The 18,757-nt window shown below is 72.7% G+C and carries 10 protein-coding genes; all 10 read left to right on the forward strand.

Annotation, left to right across the window (positions count from 1 at the left end):
• The first annotated feature begins 48 nt into the window (after positions 1 to 48).
• Positions 49 to 1,794, forward strand: coding sequence for a methylmalonyl-CoA mutase family protein (locus tag E4622_RS01450; protein WP_134738322.1), 1,746 nt, complete (start codon positions 49 to 51; stop codon positions 1,792 to 1,794).
• On the forward strand, positions 1,791 to 4,016 hold the full coding sequence (scpA, locus tag E4622_RS01455) for a methylmalonyl-CoA mutase (protein ID WP_134738323.1): 2,226 nt from the start codon (positions 1,791 to 1,793) through the stop codon (positions 4,014 to 4,016). The genes E4622_RS01450 and scpA overlap by 4 nt, the downstream gene beginning before the upstream one ends.
• A 140-nt stretch (positions 4,017 to 4,156) precedes the next feature.
• Positions 4,157 to 10,003: a GH92 family glycosyl hydrolase gene (locus tag E4622_RS01460; RefSeq protein WP_134738324.1), complete on the forward strand. Its 5,847-nt coding sequence runs from the start codon at positions 4,157 to 4,159 to the stop codon at positions 10,001 to 10,003.
• Between the two features lie 73 nt (positions 10,004 to 10,076).
• Positions 10,077 to 11,057, forward strand: coding sequence for a methylmalonyl Co-A mutase-associated GTPase MeaB (meaB, locus tag E4622_RS01465; RefSeq protein WP_134738325.1), 981 nt, complete (start codon positions 10,077 to 10,079; stop codon positions 11,055 to 11,057).
• A gap of 107 nt (positions 11,058 to 11,164) precedes the next feature.
• Positions 11,165 to 12,253: a ScyD/ScyE family protein gene (locus tag E4622_RS01470; protein WP_134738326.1), complete on the forward strand. Its 1,089-nt coding sequence runs from the start codon at positions 11,165 to 11,167 to the stop codon at positions 12,251 to 12,253.
• Between the two features lie 65 nt (positions 12,254 to 12,318).
• On the forward strand, positions 12,319 to 13,509 hold the full coding sequence (locus E4622_RS01475; RefSeq protein WP_134738327.1) for an amidohydrolase: 1,191 nt from the start codon (positions 12,319 to 12,321) through the stop codon (positions 13,507 to 13,509).
• Positions 13,510 to 13,612: 103 nt separating this feature from the next.
• The gene (locus E4622_RS01480; RefSeq protein WP_134738328.1) at positions 13,613 to 14,662 is read left to right on the forward strand and encodes a BMP family ABC transporter substrate-binding protein; all 1,050 of its coding nucleotides are present in this window, start codon (positions 13,613 to 13,615) and stop codon (positions 14,660 to 14,662) included.
• Between the two features lie 142 nt (positions 14,663 to 14,804).
• On the forward strand, positions 14,805 to 16,355 hold the full coding sequence (locus E4622_RS01485) for an ABC transporter ATP-binding protein (protein WP_245155834.1): 1,551 nt from the start codon (positions 14,805 to 14,807) through the stop codon (positions 16,353 to 16,355).
• Positions 16,352 to 17,473, forward strand: a complete 1,122-nt coding sequence (locus tag E4622_RS01490) for an ABC transporter permease (protein ID WP_134738329.1) — start codon at positions 16,352 to 16,354, stop codon at positions 17,471 to 17,473. The genes E4622_RS01485 and E4622_RS01490 overlap by 4 nt, the downstream gene beginning before the upstream one ends.
• Positions 17,470 to 18,735 (forward strand): ABC transporter permease, encoded by a 1,266-nt coding sequence (locus tag E4622_RS01495; RefSeq protein ID WP_134738330.1) that lies wholly within the window; start codon positions 17,470 to 17,472, stop codon positions 18,733 to 18,735. The genes E4622_RS01490 and E4622_RS01495 overlap by 4 nt, the downstream gene beginning before the upstream one ends.
• Positions 18,736 to 18,757 lie beyond the last annotated feature (22 nt).

The following is an 18,757-nucleotide window of genomic DNA, read 5'->3' on the forward strand; positions in this document are numbered from 1 at the left end:
CGTCACACTGGGTGGAACCTGTTCTCGGACGCTCCTATGGTTCCCACCATGACTGTTGATGGGAGTGCGCCCGGCGCCGTGGCCGGCGGTCTCGACGAGCCCGACGAGCTCGAGCCGGAGCAGGGCACGCTGGCGCTGGCCGCCGAGGGCGACCGGCACACGGTCGCCGACTGGGAGGCGGCCGCCGCCGCCGTGCTGCGCAAGGCCCGCCGCCTCACCGACGACGACCCCGACTCACGCGTGTGGGACAAGCTGTCGCGCACCACCCTGGACGACATCTCCGTCACGCCGCTGGGCACGGCCGACCTGCTCGACGACCTGCACACCTCCGGGCGCCCCACCCGCTCCGGCGACTGGGACATCCGCGCGCACCTGCGCGGCGACGACGCGACGGCGCTCAACGAGACCGCGCTCGTCGACCTCGACGGCGGCGTGACGTCGCTGTGGCTGCAGGCCGGTCCCGGCACCGACCTGGCCGCCCAGCTGCAGGGCGTGCTGCTCGACCTGGCGCCGGTCGTGCTCGACGCGCCGGAGGGCGCGCAGGCGGCGGTGGCCCGCACCTTCCTCGACGTCCTCGGCGACACCGCTCCCGCACCGGGCACCAACCTCGGCGGCTCGGGCGACGAGCTGGTCGACGTGGCCCGGCTCGCGCAGGAGCGTGGCGTCCTGGGCGTGGTCGTGGATGCGACCGCCGTGCACGACCGGGGCGCCTCGGACGCCCAGGAGCTCGGCTACTCCATGGCGGTGGCCGCCGATGCCCTGCGCCGGCTCACCGAGGCCGGTCTCGGCGTCGACGAGGCGGTCGGGCTGATGGAGTTCCGCTACGCCGCGACCGACGAGCAGTTCCCGACCATCGCCAAGCTGCGCGCCGCGCGCCGGCTCTGGGCGCGCGTCGTCGAGCTGAGCGGGGGCGACGCGTCGCTCGCGCAGCGCCAGCACGTCGTGACCAGCAAGCCGATGATGAGCCGCTACGACCCCTACGTGAACATGCTCCGCACGACGGTCGCCGCCTTCGCCGCGGGGGTCGGGGGAGCCGACGCCGTGACCGTGCTGCCCTTCGACGCGCCGCTGGGTCGCCCCGACGTCCTCGGCCGCCGCGTCGCCCGCAACACCTCCGCGCTGCTGATGTGGGAGTCCCACGTGGCCAAGGTGGCCGACCCGGCCGGTGGCTCCTACGCCGTCGAGAAGCTGACCGACGACCTGGCCGCCGCCGGCTGGGCCGAGCTCGGCCGACTCGAGGAGGACGGCCTGGCGGCGCTCGACGGGCGGATCGCCGAGACCGTGGCCCGCCGTGACGCCGAGGTGGCGCGCCGCACGCGGCCGATCACCGGCCTCACCGAGTTCCCCCACCTCGCCGAGACCCTGCCCGAGCGCGAGCCGGACGGCTTCTTCGACGGCGTCCGCAGCTACGGCGCCGCCTTCGAGGCGCTGCGCGACGAGCCGGCCGCGGCGCCGGTCTTCCTGGCCACCCTCGGCACGATCGCGTCCCACACCGCCCGCGCCACCTTCGCCGCCAACCTGCTCGCCGCCGGTGGGGTCACGACCGAGGTCGCCGGCGCGACCGCCGGCGTGGAGGACCTGCTGGCGGCGTACGCCGGACAGCCGGTCGTGTGCCTGGCCGGCAGCGACGCGGCCTACGGCGAGTGGGGGAGCGAGGCCGCCTCCGCGCTGCGCGAGGCCGGCGCCGCGCACGTCCTGATCGCCGGCAAGCCGGTCGACTACGCCGACGACTCCTGCGCCATGGGCGTCGACGCCCTGGACTTCCTGACCCGGACGAGGGAGAAGCTGGCATGAGTGTTCCGAAGAGCTTCGCGGGGCTGCCGCTGGTGGGTGAAGGTGGTTCCGACGGGGGTTTCGAGACAGGCGCTGGCGCGCCTTCCTCAACCCACGGGGGCGCGCCTTCCTCAACCACCGGGGCCTCGGCGTGGACGAGCCCGGAGGGGATCGACGTGCTGCCGGTCTACGGGCCCGAGCACCTCGAGGGCCTGGACGCGCTCGACACCCTGCCCGGGCTGAGCCCGTTCCTGCGGGGGCCGTACCCCACGATGTACACGACCCAGCCGTGGACGATCCGCCAGTACGCCGGCTTCTCGACCGCCGAGGAGTCCAACGCGTTCTACCGGCGCAACCTCGCCGCCGGCCAGAAGGGGCTCAGCGTCGCCTTCGACCTCGCGACCCATCGCGGCTACGACTCCGACCACCCGCGGGTGCGTGGCGACGTCGGCATGGCCGGCGTGGCCATCGACTCGATCTACGACACCCGCACCCTCTTCGAGGGGATCCCGCTCGACGAGATGTCGGTCTCGATGACGATGAACGGCGCCGTCCTGCCGGTGCTCGCCCTCTACATCGCGGCGGCCGAGGAGCAGGGGGTGAAGCCGGAGCAGCTCGCGGGGACCATCCAGAACGACATCCTCAAGGAGTTCATGGTCCGCAACACCTACATCTACCCGCCGGCGCCGTCGATGCGGATCATCTCCGACATCTTCAGCTACACCGCCGCGAAGATGCCGCGCTTCAACTCGATCTCCATCTCCGGCTACCACATCCAGGAGGCCGGGGCGACGGCCGACCTGGAGCTGGCCTACACGCTCGCCGACGGCGTGGAGTACATCCGCGCGGGGCTCGGCACGGGCATGACGATCGACCAGTTCGCGCCGCGGCTGTCCTTCTTCTGGGCGATCGGCATGAACTTCTACATGGAGATCGCCAAGATGCGTGCGGCCCGGGCCCTGTGGGCACGCCTGGTGCGCGACTTCGCGCCGCAGAACCCCAAGTCGCTCAGCCTGCGCACCCACAGCCAGACCAGCGGCTGGTCGCTGACCGCCCAGGACGTCTTCAACAACGTCGGGCGCACGTGCATCGAGGCGATGGCCGCGACCCAGGGCCACACCCAGTCGCTGCACACCAACGCCCTCGACGAGGCGATCGCGCTGCCCACCGACTTCTCCGCGCGCATCGCCCGCAACACCCAGCTGCTGCTGCAGCAGGAGAGCGGCACGACCGGCACGATCGACCCCTGGGCCGGCAGCTACTACGTCGAGCGCCTCACCCACGACCTCGCCGAGCGCGCCTGGGCGCACATCCAGGAGGCGGAGGCCGCCGGCGGCATGGCCAAGGCGATCGAGCAGGGCATCCCCAAGATGCGCATCGAGGAGGCCGCGGCGCGGACCCAGGCCCGCATCGACGCCGGGAGCCAGAAGGTCATCGGGGTCAACACCTACCGGCTGGCCGCGGAGGACAAGCTCGACGTGCTGCGCGTCGACAACGATGACGTCTACCGCCAGCAGATCGCCAAGCTCGAGCGGCTGCGCGCCGAGCGCGACGACGACGCCGTACGCCGCTCGCTGGAGGCGCTCACCCACAGCGCCGAGCGCGGGGCGACCGAGGGCTCGCTCGAGGGCAACCTGCTCGCGCTGGCCGTCGACGCCGCCCGCGCCAAGGCCACCGTCGGGGAGATCTCGGATGCCCTGGAGAAGGTCTACGGCCGCCACCAGGCCGTGATCCGTACGATCAGCGGCGTGTTCAGGGACGAGTCGGCCGGTGGCGGGGACGGTGGCACGCTCGTGCAGCAGGTCCTCGACGCGACCGCGGAGTTCGAGGAGGCCGAGGGCCGGCGCCCGCGCATCCTGGTGGCCAAGATGGGCCAGGACGGCCACGACCGCGGCCAGAAGGTGATCGTCTCGGCGTTCGCCGACATGGGCTTCGACGTCGACGTGGGCCCGCTGTTCTCCACGCCCGAGGAGGTCGCCCAGCAGGCGGTCGACGCGGACGTGCACGTCGTGGGCGTCTCCTCGCTCGCGGCGGGGCACCTGACGCTGCTACCGGCGCTGAAGGCCGCGCTGGCCGAGCAGGGCCGCCCCGACATCATGGTGACGATCGGTGGCGTGATCCCGCCCGACGACGTGCCCACGCTGAAGGAGATGGGCGCCGCCGCGGTGTTCCTGCCCGGCACCGTCATCGCCGAGTCGGCCCTCGACCTGCTCGCCAGGCTGCGCGAGCAGCTGGCGGACTGAGCTGTTCACCTGACGGTCGGCTGGTCGACGTCTCGCAGCGTCTCGCGAGGTACCGTCCGGCCGCCTCCGGTTCACCAGCGGTCCCTAGCGTCACCGCGGCACGTCGCCGCACCTCCCTGACGCAAGGAACCCACTGACGCATGTCCGTCTCCGTATCGCGCCGCACCCGCACCTCGCGCGTCCTCACCTCGGTCGTCGCCACGGCCCTGTCGGCGGCCGGCCTGGCCGTGACCGTGCCGGCCGGGGCGACCGCCGCCGGTGCCCCCACCGTCGGCGCCCCCACCGCCGAGGCCGTGGACCATACCCAGCACGTCAACCCGTTCATGTCCACGCAGGGTGACCACGGGCAGAACCTCCCCGGCGCCCAGGTCCCGCACGGCCTGGCCAAGCCCAACCCGGCGACGGCGCCCGGTCGCACGCACTCGGGCTACGACTACGCCCAGTCGAGCATCAAGGGCTTCACGCTCACCAACCTCGACGGTGTGGGCGGCTCGGGTGCCGGCGGCGACGTGCTCGTCGTGCCGACCTACCGCACCTACACCGCGCGGCCCGCGGCCAGCACCTACGCCCTGCCGTTCTCCCACGACGACGAGACCGCCGAGCCCGGCTACTACCAGGTCGGCCTCCAGGCGAGCGAGGGCACCATCGACGCCGAGCTCACCGCCACGGTGCGCAGCGGCCTGGAGAGGTTCACCTTCCCGAAGGCCGGCGCGGCGTCGGTGGTCTTCGACCTGCAGCACAACTTCACCGGCCGGACCGCCTCCGAGCTCACCGCGACCACGCTGGCCGACGGCCGCGCGGAGCTCTCGGGGAGCATCAGCGGCACCTTCAACGGCTACGCCTACCGGCTGTTCTACGACGCGGTCACCGACGTCCCGGTGACGAGCGTGAAGACCTGGGGCGAGGGCGGCGCGTACGGCGCCGTCAAGCGCCGCACCGGCACCGACACGGGCGCCGTGCTCACCTTCGACGTGGACGCGGGCGAGGCCGTCCAGCTCACCACGACACTCTCGCCGGTCAGCGTCGCGCAGGCGCGCCGGGACCGGACCGCCGAGATCGGGGACCGGAGCTTCGAGCAGGTCCGGCAGGCGGCCCACGACGAGTGGCGCGACACGCTCGGCAAGGTGGCGGTCACCAGCGACGCGACCGCCGACCCGGGCGGCGACCTCGAGACCATCTTCTACACGAGCCTCTACCGGATGCTCGCGACGCCGACCGACGCGACCAGCACCGACGGCACCTACCGCGGCGTGGACGGTGCGGTGCACCGCGCCGACGGCTACACCCACTACGACGGCTGGGGCACCTGGGACGACTTCCGCAAGTACCCCGTGCTCGCCTCGCTCTACCCCGACGTCTACGCCGACGTCGTGCAGTCGCTGGTCGACGTCTTCGCCGACGACGCCGCGGTGGGCAGCCCGCCGCTCAGCACCCGCACGATGGCCGTGCCGACGGTCCGCTTCGAGCGTGCCTCCGTCGTGATCGCCGACGCGGTGGCCAAGGGCGTCCGCCTCGACCGCCTCGACCGCGCCTACCCCGCCGTGGTGGCCAACGCCGGCGCCTACAGCACCGCCGACGAGGCCCGCGGCTACGTCCCCGGTGAGCCCGGCACCACCGTGGGCAACTCCTACGACGACTACGCGCTCTCGGTCATCGCCCGCTCGCTCGGCAAGGACGCCGACGCCGACCGGTACGCCGCGCGCGCACTCAACTACCGCAACTCGATCAAGCCCGGCACCTGGACGACGTCCGGCGGGACCCCCGTCGGCGTCCTCGGCTTCCGGTCCGCCGACGGCACCTTCACGGGTGCCGACCCCGAGCGGTTCGAGGGCTCGAACCCCTACCAGGGCTCGCTGTGGCAGTACCACTGGTACCCCGCCCAGGACGTCGCCGGCCTCGTCGCCGCCATGGGCGGCACGAACGCCGTCCGCGAGGCGCTCTCGCACTACTTCGGCGAGGAGGCGCCCGACGACGGCACCCGGATGCTGAAGTCCAACGCCAACGAGGTCGACCTGCACACGCCGTACCTCTTCAACTACGTCGGCCAGCCGGCGAAGACCCAGAAGTGGGTCCGGGACCTCTACACCAAGGAGACCTGGCAGAGCTACATCGCGACGGGGCAGACCGACGGCAACACCCCGCCCTCCAGCGGCGGCCGGCTCACCCCGCCGATCAGGACCAAGGTCTTCAAGAACGACCCGGAGGGCTTCCTGCCCACGATGGACGACGACACCGGTGCCATGTCGGCGACCTTCGTCGCCGCCGCGGTCGGCCTCTACCCCGTGACGGCCGGCTCCTCGCAGTACCAGGTCGGCTCGCCGTTCTTCCCGCGCGTCGACGTCTCCCACGCCGACGGCACGACGTTCAGCGTCACGGCCGAGGGCGTCTCCGCGGACCGCTTCTACGTCCAGGACGCGCGCCTGGACGGCAAGGCCTACGCCAACACCTGGCTGGACTACGCCGACATCGTCGGCGACGGCGCGTTCGACGTCACGATGGGCTCCCAGCCGTCGCAGTGGGGGACCGCCACGAAGCCGGCGTTCTCGCTGAGCACCGCGGTGGCCCCGCCCGCGGCGCCGGCGAGCATCGCCTCGGACCGCACGACGCTGTCGGCCGGCGCCGACGGCGCGGTCGACGGCACGATCGCCATGACCCTCACCGGCGCGACGTTCGCCGGCTCCGACGGTGACGACCTCGTGGCGTCGGGCCGCGTGCGGGTCGCCGGCCTGCCGGAGGGGGTGGCCGCCACGGTCACCCGCACCAGCAGCACGACGCTGTCGGTCCACGTCGCGGGTACGCTCCCGACGCCGGCCAGGGCGAGCTTCGCGGTGCTCCTCCAGGACGGCGCGCTCGGTGGCGACGCCGACGAGTCCGCCGTCACCGGCCGGGGCCTGTCGACGCGCGACCCCTTCGTCATCCGGGTGACCGACCACTGGCGTGCGGAGCTCGAGGCGACGTACGCCGAGGCGCGGCTCGTCGTCCAGGGCAACTACGAGGGCTCGACGTACGCCGCGATGACGGTGGCGCGTGACGCCGCCCGGACGGCCCTGGCCGACACCACCGCCACGGACGAGCAGCTCAACGACGCGCAGGCGCGCCTCGCGGCGGCCCTCGACGGGCTGACCCTGAGCCAGGGCGGCTTCCGCAGGCTCGAGGCCGAGCAGCACGACTCCTGGTCGGGCGGGACCGACCTGCACGACGAGCCCAACGGCATCGGTGGCGTGCGCCCCGGGGACTGGATCGCCTTCCGGGGGATCAGCTTCGGCGAGGACCAGGTCCCCGACCAGGTGCAGGTGCGCTACTCCGGCGCCTCCGACGACGGCTACGCCGACGCCGCGGTCGAGGTGCGCCTCGGCGCCGTCGACGGGCCGCTGCTGGCGACGGTGGCGACGCCGCCGACGGCGACGGGCTTCGGCACCTACGCCACGGCCACCGCCGACCTGACCGGCGTGGCCGAGCTGCTGGCCGCGAGCCCGGCGACCGTCTACTTCGTCTTCCGCGGCTCCAACACCGACGGCTCCCGCCACTGGGTGGGCAACTTCGACCGGATGCAGTTCGCCGACTCCGGTGCGACCGACGAGCAGCCCGTCGACAACGACACCACGCTGGCCTTCAAGGACCGCACCGAGTGGGGCGGCGACACCGCCTCGGGTGGCGGCGCCATGAAGACCGAGTCCTTCACCTGGAACGACGGCACCTCGGGCACCGCCGTGGCCAACACCCACGACGGTGACTGGCTGCGCTTCGCCGCCGTGGACATCGAGGCCGCGGCGACGTCGGTGGAGGTGCACTACGTCAACAACTCCAACCGCGTCGGGTCGAACGTGAGCGTCGACGTCCACCTCGACTCCAGGACGAGCGCGCCGCTGGTCACCGTGCCGCTGCCGGTCACCGGCACGGCGTGGGACCAGGCGGGCACGGCGAAGGTGACGCTGCCGAGCTCCGTCACCGGCACGCACGACATCTTCCTCGTCCTGCACGCCACCACCGACAGCGCCCACCCCTACGCCGGCAACTTCGACCACGTGAAGCTGGTCGCCCCCGACGCTCCGGTGGACACCTCCGACGGTCGGCTCGTCGAGTTCGAGAGCCGTACGGCGTGGACCGGCAGCGCGCTCAAGACCGAGTCGTTCAGCGGCTGGTCCGACGGCACGTCCGGCACCAACGTCGGCGGCACCCACGACGGCGACGTGCTCGAGTACGACGACCTGACGCTCGGGCGGACGGCGACCTCGCTGTCGGTCCACTACGTCAACAACTCCTCGCGCTGCGGCACCGACTCGAGGATCGAGGTCTACCTGGACTCGCGGGAGGGTGCCCCGCTGGTCACCGTCCCGCTGCCGGTGACCGGCTCCACCTGGAGCGCCGCCGGCACGACCACGGTGACGCTGCCGACCGTCGTGCGCGGGACGCACGACGTGATCCTGGTCCTGCGCACCACCGTCCCCGACGCCAACCACCCGTTCGTGGCCAACCTCGACTCGTTCACCTTCAACTACGGGGTCGACAAGTCGGGGCTGCGTGACCTGCGTGCCCAGTACGAGCCGCTGCTCGACGACGGCGCGCGCTACGTGGACGTCGACTTCGCGATGTTCACCCGCACGATGGAGGCGGCGGCCGAGGTGCTGGCGGACGAGACCGCGGTCGCCTCCGACGTCAGCGGTGCGGCGCGCGACCTGCGGCTGGCGGCCGGGCAGCTGGCGCCCCGGGCGCTGCGCTCCCTCCAGGCCGGCGTCGCGGAGGCCCAGGAGCTCGACCTCACCCGCTACACCCGGGAGTCGGCCGACGCCGTCTCGGCTGCGCTCGCCGACGCGAGGGCGATGCTGACGGCCGCGAACGCGACCGACGAGCAGTACCTCGCGCAGGCCGGGGCCCTCGAGAGCGCCGTGCAGGAGCTCGAGCTCGAGGCGGCCACCGCGCCGGACGCGCCGAACGCCGTGTCGGCGACGGCGTCCGGTCGCAACCTCACCGTCGCCTGGGCGGCACCGACGCGGGACGGCAACTCGCCGGTCACCGGCTACCTGGTGCAGCTGGAGGGCGGCGAGCCGGTCGAGGTCGGCGCCGGTGCGACGTCCTACACCTTCAGCGGCCTGGCCCGGGGGCGCGAGTACCGCGCCAGCGTCAAGGCGGTCAACGCGCAGGGGGTCTCGCCCGCGAGCGCCTACACGGCCTACGTCCCGATCGCGAGCCTCGTGCCGACGGCGCCGGCGAAGCCCGGGATCTCGGCCGTGGGTCAGGCGGTCACGGTGACCTGGTCGGCGCCCGACGACGGCGGGGCCACGATCACCGGCTACGTCGTGCGGCTCTCCGACGGCACCGAGGTCGAGGTGCCGGGCTCGCCGACCGAGCACACGTTCACGGGTCTCGCCGCGGGCGACTACTCGGCGAGCGTGGCGGCGGTGAACGTCAACGGCCGCTCGTCCTTCTCGCGGGACTCGGTCACGGCGACGGTGCTCGAGCCGCCGACCGTCACGAGGGTCTCGGCGACCGCGCCGTCGTGGTCGCGGGTCGACGTGCGGTGGACGGCCGGCGGGTCGCAGCGGTGCGTGCTCCAGGTCATCCTGCGCCAGGGCGGCCGGGTCGTGGGCACCCGCCAGGCCTGGTCGGACGCCGCCGGGGTCTCCTTCACGGGCCTGGTCGGCGCCACGACGTACCAGGCGAGCGTGGCCCCGCTGGGAGGCACGAGCACGGTCTCCGGCACGGTGCGGACGCCGTCGCGCCCGAAGGTCGCCTCCCACGCCGTGCAGATCAGGGGCAAGGCGAAGGTCGGCCGGACCCTGAGCGTCACCCTCCACGCGGGGTCGTGGAGCCCGGGCACGCGCTTCACCTACCAGTGGCGCTCCGGCGGCAAGGTCATCGGCACGGGAGCCCGGCTGCGGCTGCCCGGCCGGCTCGCCGGCGCGCGGGTCACGGTGCGGGTCACCGGCCGCCACGGCGACTGGACGCCGACCACGGTGACCAGCGGGCCGGTGCGGGTCACGCGCTGACCCGCGGCTTGGAGGCGCCCCCGCCGCACGTGCGGCGGGGGCGCCTGCGTGCGGTCCTTGTAGCCTGCGACCCGTGCCTGCCGCGACCGTGCCCGAGCTCCTCGAGGGAGTCGCCGCGGGGCGGCGCGCGGCCGTGTCGCGGGCCATCACCCTGGTCGAGTCGACCAGCGCGCGCCACCGGGATCAGGCCCGCGAGCTGCTCTCGGCGCTCCAGCAGCCGGAGCGGCCAGCGGTGCGGGTCGGGATCTCCGGCGTGCCCGGGGTCGGGAAGTCCACGTTCATCGAGGCGCTCGGCACCCGGCTGACGGCCGCGGGGCACCGGGTCGGCGTCCTCGCGGTCGACCCCAGCTCGGTGCGCACCGGCGGGTCGGTGCTCGGCGACAAGACCCGCATGGCGCGGCTCTCCGCCGACCCTGCGGCGTTCATCCGCCCGTCGCCGTCGGCCGGCACGCTCGGCGGGGTCGCCCGCGCGACCGTGCAGGCGATGGCGGTGCTCGAGTCGGCGGCGTACGACGTCGTGCTGGTGGAGACCGTCGGCGTGGGCCAGTCCGAGGTGACCGTCGCCGGCATGGTCGACACGTTCCTCTTCCTCACCTTGGCTCGCACGGGCGACCAGCTGCAGGGCATCAAGAAGGGCATCCTGGAGATCGCCGACGTGATCGCGGTCAACAAGGCCGACGGCGACCGGGAGCAGGAGGCCCGCTCGGCCGCCCGCGAGCTCGCCGGCGCGCTGCGCCTGGTGCGGGGCAAGGACGAGTGGGCGCCGCCCGTCGTCACGGTGTCCGGGCTGACCGACGTCGGCGTGGACGACCTGTGGGAGCACGTCCTCGCCCACCGCGCGCACCTCGGCGACGACGGGCTCGCCGCCAGACGCGCCCGGCAGCAGCTCGACTTCACCTGGGCGCTCGTGCGCGACGAGCTCGACCAGCGCCTGCGCCACTCACCCGGCGTCCGGGCGATCCGCGAGGAGGTCAGGGCGGGCGTCCTGGGCGGTGAGCTCCCGGCCACGGTGGCCGCGGACCGGCTGCTGGCGGCCTACGACGGCGACGCCTGAGGCGGCGGGCGGCTCGGCGGATCGAGGACTCGTGCCCCCTGCGGCCGGGCCGCGGCCCGGCACAGGATCGGCGCAGACGACCACGAACCCGCCGGGAGGCAGCACCGATGTACCGCACACTCCTGTCCGCCGTCGCCGCGACGGCCCTGCTCGGCACGGCCCTGGCCGGTGCCCCCGTGCAGGCAGAGGACCCCGCCAGGCCCGCCACGACCGTCCTCGCGAAGGGCCTGCTGAGCCCGCTCAGCCTCGCCGTGACGCGAGGCGGAGGCATCTACTACGCCGAGAGCTTCAAGGGGGCGCTGCTGACCAAGGCTCCGGGGCGCCGGCCCCGGGTCGTGTTCCAGGCCGGCCGCGGCGTCGAGGTCGGCGCCGTGTCGGAGCAGCGCGGGGCGGTCCGCTTCGCCACCACCCTGCCCGAGGGGCGCGGCGCCTTCCTCAAGGCGCTCGGCACGAAGGGCCGGGCGCGCACCGTCGCGGACCTCGGCAGGTTCGAGACGCGGCGCAACCCCGACCGGCGCGTCCGCTACGGACTGCGCACGGTGCCGGCCGGCTGCTCGGTGCCGCAGGGCTACCCGTTCCGCTACCGCGGGGTCGTGGAGGCCCACCCCTACGCCACCGAGATCTCCGGGCGCACGACGTACGTCGCCGACGCGGCGGGCAACACGGTCCTGCGCGTCGGCCCGCGGGGTCGGGTCAGCACCGTGGCGGTGCTGCCGCCTGTCCCCGTGGAGGTCACCCCCGCGATGGCGACCGCCCTCGAGCTGCCCGAGTGCACCGTGGGCGCCGTCTACCACCTCGAGCCGGTGCCCACCGACGTCGAGCTCGGCCCCGACGGACGGCTCTACGTCTCCTCGCTGCCAGGCGGCCCCGAGGACGGCAGCACGGGGCCGGTCGCCGGCGTCTTCCGGGTGGACCCGCGCACGGGCCGGACCGTCAAGGTGGCGCGCGGCCTGGTCAGCGCCACGGGCGTCGACGTGGCACCCAACGGCGACCTGTACGTCGCCGAGCTGTTCCGCGACCGGGTGGCGAAGGTCCGCAGGGGCACGCGTCGGGTCACGACGTTCGCCTCGGCGCCGATGGTCGGCGACGTCGAGCTGCGCAGGGGCGTCGTCTACGCGACCACCCACGTCCTCACCGGGCTCTCCGGGGAGCCCGGCGACGTCCCGAGCGGCCAGGTCGTCCGGATCCGGAGATAGCGACGAGGGCTCTCGCTGGACTCGGACGTCGCCGACACTCCGGAGACGGGTAGATTCGTTCTCCTATGTCACTGGAGCCCTCGACCCTGATCGCGACCGTCGTCGACAAGTACGACGCCGAGCTGGTCGAGATGCGCCGCGACCTGCACGCCCACCCGGAGCTGTCGTGGGCGGAGACCCGCACCACCGACCTCGTGGCCGCCAAGGTGGAGGCCGCCGGATGGCGGGTGACCCGGCTGGCGCGCACCGGACTGGTCGCCGAGATCGGCCAGGGCGACCGGGTGGTCGCCCTGCGGGCCGACATGGACGCCCTGCCGGTCAAGGACGTCACGGGCGACCCCTGGGCCAGCACCGTGCCGGGCGTCGCGCACGCCTGCGGCCACGACGTGCACACCGTCGCCCTCACCGGGGCCGCGCTCGCGCTGGGCGAGGTCGCCGACCGGGGCGCGCTCCCGGGGCGGGTGCGCCTGCTGTTCCAGCCCGCCGAGGAGGTCATGCCCGGTGGGGCGATCGACCTGATCGCCCAGGGCGCGATCTCCGGCGTGGAGCGCGTCTTCGCGCTGCACTGCGACCCGGGCGTCGACGTCGGGCAGGTGGGCCTGCGGACCGGGCCCCTGACCAGCGCGGCCGACCGGATCGAGGTCCGCCTGCAAGGGACCGGCGGGCACACCTCGCGCCCCCACCTCACGGGGGACCTCACCTTCGCGCTGGCGAAGGTCACCACCGAGCTGCCGGCGGTGCTGAGCCGCCGCATGGACCCGCGCGCCGGCGTCAGCGTCGTGTGGGGCATGGTCCAGGCCGGCTCGGCCCCCAACGTCATCCCCGACCACGGCATCGTGGGCGGCACCGTGCGGATCCTCGACGCCGTCGCGTGGAGCGAGTGCGAGACGATCATCCGCGAGGCCGTGATCGACATCGTCCGCCCCTACGGCGTGACGGCCACCCTCGACTACCAGCAGGGCGTTCCGCCCGTGGTCAACGAGGCCCGCTCCAACGAGATCCTCGCCGCGGCCGTGCACGACATGCTCGGTCCGGACGCGCGCGTCGGCGTGCCGCAGAGCCTCGGCGGGGAGGACTTCGGCTGGTACCTCGACCGGGTCCCCGGCGCCATGATGCGCCTCGGCACGCGCACGCCTGGTGGTGCGACGTACGACCTGCACCAAGGCAACCTGCGCGTCGACGAGCGGTCCGTGGCCATCGGCTCCAAGCTCCTCGCCGCGACCGCGCTGCAGGCCCTGGGCGTCGCAGGTAGGTAACAACTTCGTCACGCTGGCACGCCCGCCGACTGGAGGGCCTAAGGTGCTGGTCTGGTTCCACGCTCGATCTTCCGGGCAATCACCCGAACATCAAGGAGGCGTCTTGCGACGCAGCATGAAGCTCGCGGCAGTTCTGACCGCCGGCATCCTGACCCTCGCCGCTTGTGGCGGGGACAGCGACAACGACGCCAAGGACGACGGCGGAAGCGACGCCCCCAAGTCCGACATCAAGGTCGGCATGGCCTACGACGTGGGTGGCCGCGGCGACCAGTCGTTCAACGACTCCGCAGCAGCCGGCCTCGACGAGGCGGCCAAGGAGTTCGGCATCGAGGCCCAGGAGTCGGAGGCCGAGGACGGCGAGGCCGAGACGGCTCGCGAGGAGCGCCTGCGCACCTTCGCCGACGCCGGCTACAACCCGGTCATCGCGGTGGGCTTCGCCTACGCCGCCTCGGTCGGCAAGGTCGCGGCCGAGTACCCCGACACCAACTTCGCGATCATCGACGACGAGAGCCTCGCCGACGTCCCGAACGTCGCCAGCCTGGTCTTCAGCGAGGAGCAGGGCTCCTTCCTGGTCGGCGCGGCTGCCGCCCTCAAGACCAAGACCGGCACGGTCGGCTTCATCGGCGGCGTCGAGACCCCGCTGATCCAGAAGTTCGAGGCCGGCTACAAGGCGGGTGTCGAGGCGGCCAAGCCCGGCACCAAGGTCGAGTCGACCTACCTCACGCAGATCCCGGACTTCTCCGGCTTCGCCGACCCGGCCAAGGGCAAGACCGCCGCCCAGGGCATGTTCGACAACGGCGCCGACGTCGTCTACCACGCCGCCGGTGGCTCCGGTGGTGGTGTCTTCGAGGCCGCCTCGGAGGCCAAGGGCATGGCGATCGGGGTCGACTCCGACCAGTACAACACCGCCGACCCGTCGGTGCAGGACGTCATCATCACCTCGATGCTCAAGAACGTGAACGTCGCGGTGCACGAGTACCTCGCGGGCGTCGTCGACGGCAAGGTGCCCGCCGGTGTCACCCGCTACGACCTCAAGGCCGACGGCGTGGGCTACTCCACCAGCGGTGGCAAGGTCGACGACATCGCCGAGCAGCTCGACGGCTACAAGCAGCAGATCATCGACGGCGAGATCGAGGTCCCGACCACTCCGTGATCGGTCCCTGGTCGTCCTCATGTCGATGAGGTGACACCCTCGACGGGGCCGCAGGCGCCTAGTGCGTCTGCGGCCTCGTCATTTCACGTCCCGAGGCCACCCGGTAGCCTCTCCCGCAGTTCGACCGAGGAGGTCACGCCGCGTGTCCAGCCCAGCTCCGTCCCTGGAAACACCTCCGAGCGGCGACGCTCCTCCCGCGGTCCGGCTGCGGGGCATCGGCAAGCGGTTCCCCGGCGTGATCGCCAACGACGACGTCAACATCGACGTCAGCCGCGGGACGATCCACGCGATCGTCGGTGAGAACGGCGCGGGCAAGTCCACGCTGATGAAGATCCTCTACGGCGTGCAGCCGCCCGACTCGGGCACCATCGAGATCAACGGCGCCCAGGTGGCGCTGCACTCGCCGGCCGACGCCATCAAGGCCGGCGTCGGCATGGTCTTCCAGCACTTCATGCTGGCCGACAACCTGACCGTCCTGGAGAACACCGTCCTCGGGGCCGAGCGGCTTCACGGGATCGGCGGGGGTGCGCGCGCCCAGATCCGCCGGATCTCCGAGCAGTACGGCCTCGACATCGACCCCGACCGGCTGGTCGAGGACCTCGGCGTCGGTGCCCGCCAGCGGGTCGAGATCCTCAAGGTCCTCTACCGCGGCGCCCAGATCGTGATCCTGGACGAGCCGACCGCCGTCCTGGTCCCGCACGAGGTCGACGAGCTCTTCGGCAACCTGCGCGAGCTCAAGGCCGAGGGCCTCTGCGTCATCTTCATCTCCCACAAGCTCGACGAGGTGCTCTCCGTCGCCGACGAGATCACCGTCATCCGCCGCGGCACCACCGTGGCGACGGTGGACCCCCAGGGCGTCTCCGCGCGCGACCTCGCCGAGCTCATGGTCGGCTCCGAGCTGCCCTCGCCGAGCACCGAGACCTCCACGGTGACCGACCACGTGCTGCTGTCCGTGCAGCACCTCGGCCTGCCGGTCCCGACCGGGCGGGCCCTGCTCGACGACATCACCTTCGACATCCACCGGGGCGAGGTCCTCGGGATCGCCGGCGTCGAGGGCAACGGCCAGGCCGAGCTCGTCGAGGCGATCATGGGGATGCGCCCGGGCACGACCGGCACGATCTCGCTGGACGGGCGCGACATCACCCACGAGTCCACCCGGGAGCGCCGCGAGGGCGGCGTGGGCTACATCCCCGAGGACCGGCACCGCCACGGCCTGCTCCTGGACTCCCCGCTCTGGGAGAACCGCGTCCTGGGTCACCAGGGGCGCCCGCCCAGCAGCAGGCACGGGCTGATCGACAAGCGCGCGGCCCGGGCCGACACCGAGCGCATCATCGCCGAGTACGACGTCCGCACGCCCGGCCCCGACGTGCTCGCCCGCGCGCTCTCCGGCGGCAACCAGCAGAAGCTGATCGTCGGCCGCGAGATGAGCAGCGAGCCGGTGCTGCTGATCGCCGCCCATCCCACCCGCGGGGTCGATGTCGGCGCCCAGGCGGCCATCTGGACCCACATCAAGAACGCCCGACGGGAAGGACTCGCGGTGCTGCTGATCTCCGCCGACCTCGATGAGCTCATCGGGCTGTCGGACCGCATCGAGGTGATCCTGCGCGGCCGCATGGTCGGGACCTTCGACCCGGCGTCGGTGACGCCGCAGCAGCTCGGCTCGGCCATGACCGGGGCGGGACCCGAGGCATGACCAGCGCCCGCGTCATCCGCTTCCTGCTCGGCCTTGCGGCTCCCGTCCTCGCGCTGGTCGCCGCCTTCGCGATCACCAGCCTGGTGCTCGTCGCCGCCGGCGACCCCGCCGGCGACGTGTGGAGCACGATCCTGTCGTGGCCCGAGGAGCGCAACCTCGCCAACATCATCAAGAACGCCACCGTGCTCTACCTCTCCGGGCTGGCCGTGGCGTTCGGCTTCCGGATGAACCTCTTCAACATCGGCGTCGACGGCCAGTACCGCGTGGCGGCGTTCACCGCCGCCGTCGTCGCGGGTGAGGCCTGGCTCCCGGGCTACCTCAACACCGCCTTCGCCATCGTCTGCGCCATGGCCGTCGGCGCGATGTGGGCCGGGATCGCCGGCGTGCTGCGCGCGACCCGCGGCGTGAGCGAGGTGATCTCCACGATCATGCTCAACGCGATCGCCACCGGGCTGGTCGCCTACCTCCTGCGCAAGGTCGCGGTCCGCGAGGCCGGGAGCAACGACATCGGCACGAAGGAGATCCCCGAGGGCAGCCGGATCCCCAACATCTCCATCGGGGACGGGCCGACGTCGGAGATCTACGGCTTCATCGTGATCGCGGCGCTGGCCGGCTTCCTGTTCTGGTTCGTGCTCAACAAGACGCGGTTCGGCTTCGACCTGCGCGCCACCGGCCAGTCCACGACGGCCGCGGTGGCCAGCGGCATCAGCGTGAAGAAGATGACGGTCATCGCCATGCTCATCTCGGGCGGCGTGGCCGGTCTGGTCGGCCTGCCGATCCTGTTCGGCGACTCCTACGCCTACGGCTCGACGTTCCAGTCCGGCCTGGGCTTCGCGGGCATCGCGATCGCCCTCCTGGGCCGCAACAACCCGATCGGCATCGCGGTCGGCGCCCTCCTCTTCGCCTTCCTCGACGAGCAGTCCAACCCGCTGCAGATCCTGGTGGGGGTCTCGCCCGACATCGTCGCCATCACCCAGGGCGTGATCGTCCTGACCGTGGTGGTGTCCTACGAGCTCGTCCGCCGCTACGGCATCCGTCTCGAGCAGCGTGAGGTGGCGCGAGCCCTGGCCGACCACCCCGCAGAGCACCCCGCCGACGACCGGGAGGTCTCCGCATGAGCGTCCCCGCCACCGCGACCGGTGCGGTCGAGCCGACCGTCACCAAGCCCCGCCGCAAGCTGCCCCGCTACTGGGTCCTGATCGGGCTGCTCGGTGCCCTGCTGCTGCTCTCGCTGCTGCGCGTCATCACCGGCGCCAACGACCTGACGTCGTCCGGCACCATCATGGCGACCCTGATCGCGATCGTCCCGATCATGCTGGCCGGCCTCGGCGGGCTGTGGTCCGAGCGGGCCGGCGTGGTCAACATCGGCCTCGAGGGCATGATGATCCTCGGCACCTGGGGGGCCGGCTACTTCGGCTACCACCACGGCGCCTGGGCCGGCGTCGCCGGCGCGATCCTGATGGGCATGATCGGTGGTCTCGTGCACGCCGTGGCGACCGTCATCTTCGGCGTCGACCACATCATCTCCGGCGTCGCCATCAACATCATCGCGCTCGGCGCGGTGCAGTACCTCGCGTCGCTGACCTTCGTCGGGCTCAAGGGCGGAGGACAGACGCAGTCGCCCAAGATCCCCGACGTCCAGACGATCACGATCGGGCCACTGAGCGACGCGCTGAAGGACGTGGAGGACAAGCACGTCTTCTTCGTGTCCGACCTCGCCGCGGTCCTGCGCGCCCTGTGCACCAACCTCTCCCTGCTCGTCGTGCTGTCCTTCCTGCTGCTGGTCGTGACCTGGTACGTCCTGTGGCGCACGTCCTTCGGCCTGCGGCTGCGCTCGGTCGGCGAGAGCCCGGCGGCGGCCGAGTCGCTCGGCGTGAGGGTCCTGCGCTACAAGTTCTCCGCCGTGCTCGTCTCGGGCGCCCTGGCGGGCCTCGCGGGCGGGGTCCTGGCGATGGTGGCCTCCAGCAACTACCGCGACGGCCAGACCGGAGGCCGTGGCTACATCGGCCTCGCGGCGATGATCTTCGGCAACTGGCGACCGAGCGGCCTGCTCGCCGGGTCGGGGCTGTTCGGCTACACCGAGACCCTCGGCCTGCGCCAGGGCGGCACGTCGGTGCACGCCCTGCTGCTCGCGGTCGCCGTCCTCGCGCTGTTCCTGGGCATCTGGCAGCTGCGCCAGGGCCTGTCGGTGAGCGGCGCGGTCATCATCGGCGTCGGTGCGCTGGTGGGCGCGCTGTACTTCGCGATCGACACCGTGCCGGGCGACTTCACCGCCCTCACGCCGTACGTCATCACGCTGGTCGTGCTGGCCTTCGCCTCCCAACGGCTGCGGATGCCGGCGGCCGACGGGCAGATCTACCGCAAGGGGAGCGCGGGCTAGTGACGCAGGTGACCGGCTCCGA

The organism is Nocardioides sp. 503 (genome assembly GCF_004522095.1).
Classification (GTDB): Bacteria; Actinomycetota; Actinomycetes; order Propionibacteriales; family Nocardioidaceae; genus Nocardioides.